The organism is Barnesiella sp. CU968, from assembly GCF_905219685.1.
GTDB lineage: Bacteria > Bacteroidota > Bacteroidia > Bacteroidales > Muribaculaceae > Lepagella > Lepagella muris_A.
On record NZ_CAJMXD010000374.1, the window covers coordinates 1 to 2,856 of the forward strand.

Sequence of the window (2,856 nt, forward strand, 5' to 3'; positions counted from 1 at the left end):
TTTTTAATGACATGAAATATTGAAGTGCCCGAAACTTCGGACACTTAAGAGAGTTATGCGCTTTATGGGACGTTTACACCCATCCCCACAAGACAATGCTTGCAATTGCACTCGCATTCTCAGCTACAATTGATTCAGACGCTGCAACGATACGGCGAATGCGGGCCGAAAAGTCAGATTCCACACAAATCTTTTTCATCGGCAATAGCTACACGTTCTATAATGACATGCCGTCAATGGTGAGGGATCTCGCAGCATCACTCAATCTTAAAATGGCTCCAAACCGCTGTCTGAAAGGAGGACAGACCTTGAAAGGACATCTTAAACACAAATTCCTGACAGAGACACTTGCCGATGGCGGCTTCGACTACGTGGTAATACAGGATGCGAGCTATACACCTTCATATTCAACTCGCGAAGTGCTTGAAAACGTCTACCCGTATGCACAACGTATCGACAGCCTTGCCAAAGCCGGCCTCCCCGAAGCCACAGCCCTCTACCTTCAAAAAAATAGCGGGAGAGACTGTCCGTGACAACCTCTCCCTTATTGGAATAAAAAGATAATCTATAGTAATAAAACTCGATCAATCGGTCAGCTTAAACGTCAGAGAACCTCGAATGTCACGAGAGGAAGAGCCAAACAATGCTTCGAATGTGCCGGGTTCTGCAACCCATGCATGTTTCGCATCGTCAAAATAACTCAATTCCTCTTTGCCAACGATGAAGGTTACGGTTTTTTCTTCACCGGGAGCAAGCTCCACCTTACTGAATCCCTTCAGCTCCTTCACAGGTCGCGGAAGGGATGATTTTTTATCTGATATGTAGAGCTGCACAGTCTCCTTCCCGGCAATCTTCCCCGTGTTCTTGACATTTATGGAGAATGTTATAGTTCCGTCAGCATCCATCTGTTTCTTGTCAGCCATCGGTTTGCCATATTCGAAAGAGGTGTAGCTGAGTCCGTGTCCGAATGGGAAAAGAGGGGCATTCTTTATCTTGTCGGCATGACGGTAGCCAACAAAAATATCATCCTTGTAATATTCCGGCATCGTGTCTTTATTACATTTAAAGGCATCGGCGTTACCCGGATATTCACCCATGGCATGCGCCCCTACATCCTCAAGCCGCACCGGGAATGTGAACGGCAGTTTGCCCGAAGGATTCACATCACCCGACAGGACATCAGCAATTGCGTTACCTGCCTCTGAACCTGAATACCAACCCTGCACTACAGCTGCAACATCCTTGATCCAAGGCATTGCGACCGCATTACCGGAGATATTTACAACAATGACATTCCTATTTATTTTGGAAAGTTCAGTGATTACCTTGTCCTGTCCATAGGGAAGACCCAGACCTGCACGGTCGGTATTCTCACAATCCTGATAAGGATTCTTATTGAGGCCACCTACAAAGATCACATAATCGGCATTTTTTGCAGCAGCAATAGCTTCAGATATCATTTCCTCTTCAGAACGATTATCTGAAATGTCAAGCAATTTCATACCGTCATGATCTTTAAGTTGCTCTCCTGCATATCCACGCACATAGGTAATTTCCGCAACCTTACCGAAACGTCTTCTCAATCCCTCAAGAGGAGACACCTCCTCCTTGACTTTCAGCGATGAGCTTCCACCGCCCACAGTCATAGGCTTTATAGCGTTCTCTCCTACCACTAAAATCTTCTTGCCACTCACATCAAGTGGGAGAATAGCGCCTTCGTTTTTCAAGAGCACAATCCCTTCTCCGGCAATTCGTCTCGCTGCCTCTACATGTTCCGGAGTATTAAGAGACCCGAATGGTTTTTCATTATTCATGGCAGTGCGGAAAATCAGGCGCAACACGTTTGCCGCCTTTTTGTCAAGTTCCTTGGTGTCTACCTTCCCCTCGCTTATGAGCTTCAGATAAGGATCTGCAAGATAATAACTATCGTAGGCATTCTTCTTACCCTCGGAAAGTCCATTGGTCCATGAACCGAATTCAAGGTCAAGACCACCTGTAATTGCCTGAGCAGTATTGTGCACGCCACCCCAATCTGATATCACCGCGCCGTCAAATCCCCACTCATCGCGTAGTATCTCTTTAAGCAGACGCGGATTCTGACCGGCATGAAGACCTTTATATAAATTGTAGGACGACATTATAGACCATGCTCCCCCTTTCTGCACTGCAGCTTTGAATGCAGGGAGATATATCTCATAAAGCGCACGGTCGCTGAGGTCAACATCAACAGTGTGGCGGAAGTATTCCTGATTGTTGAGTGCATAATGTTTCACGCATGCCGCCACTCCGTTTTTCTGAAGCTCCTGAACATACGGAACCACCATCACGGCTGCCAAATAGGGATCTTCTCCCATATATTCGAAGTTCCTGCCGTTAAGCGGAGTGCGATAGATATTAACACCGGGACCAAGCAGAACATCTTTCTCCCTGTATCTCGCCTCCTCACCTATAGATTTACCATAAAGAGCTGACATCTCAGGATTCCATGTAGCCGCAAGGCAAGTCAGTGCCGGGAAAGCCGTGCAAGAATCGTTGGTCCAACCGGCTTGGTTCCATTCATCCCAAAGAACCTCAGGACGAACCCCATGAGGACCATCGGTGCACCATAGTTCCGGAATGCCAAGACGCGGCACACCTGCCGAACTGAATTTAGATTGTGCGTGGATTATCGCCACCTTTTCGGCGGTAGTCATTCGCGACAACGCGTCATTGACTCTCTCCTCAATAGGAAGCGATGTATTCTGATAAGGCAATAGACCTGCCGCTGAGCATAATAAGGTTGCAGACGCAGCGATTGCCAACAATAAAGATTTTTGTTTCATGATATGATATTATATTTTATAGCCGTGGAATTTA

At 46.7% G+C, this 2,856-nt stretch carries 2 protein-coding genes; one reads left to right on the forward strand and one right to left on the reverse strand.

The genetic code is table 11. The features are described 5' to 3' along the window. Positions 1-95: 95 nt before the first annotated feature. Complete coding sequence (locus JX312_RS11675; RefSeq protein ID WP_204458104.1) at positions 96-533, forward strand: hypothetical protein; 438 nt, start codon at positions 96-98, stop codon at positions 531-533. Between the two features lie 51 nt (positions 534-584). On the opposite strand, the gene JX312_RS11680 is transcribed toward JX312_RS11675, so the two are convergent. Further along, positions 585-2,822 (reverse strand): glycoside hydrolase family 3 C-terminal domain-containing protein, encoded by a 2,238-nt coding sequence (locus JX312_RS11680; RefSeq protein ID WP_204458105.1) that lies wholly within the window; start codon positions 2,820-2,822, stop codon positions 585-587. Positions 2,823-2,856 lie beyond the last annotated feature (34 nt).

Excerpts from the sequence above, each read along its gene's own strand:
- JX312_RS11675 (WP_204458104.1), top strand. The coding sequence starts at position 96 with ATGCTTGCAATTGCACTCGCATTCTCAGCTACAATTGATTCAGACGCT.
- JX312_RS11680 (WP_204458105.1), bottom strand. The coding sequence starts at position 2,822 with ATGAAACAAAAATCTTTATTGTTGGCAATCGCTGCGTCTGCAACCTTA.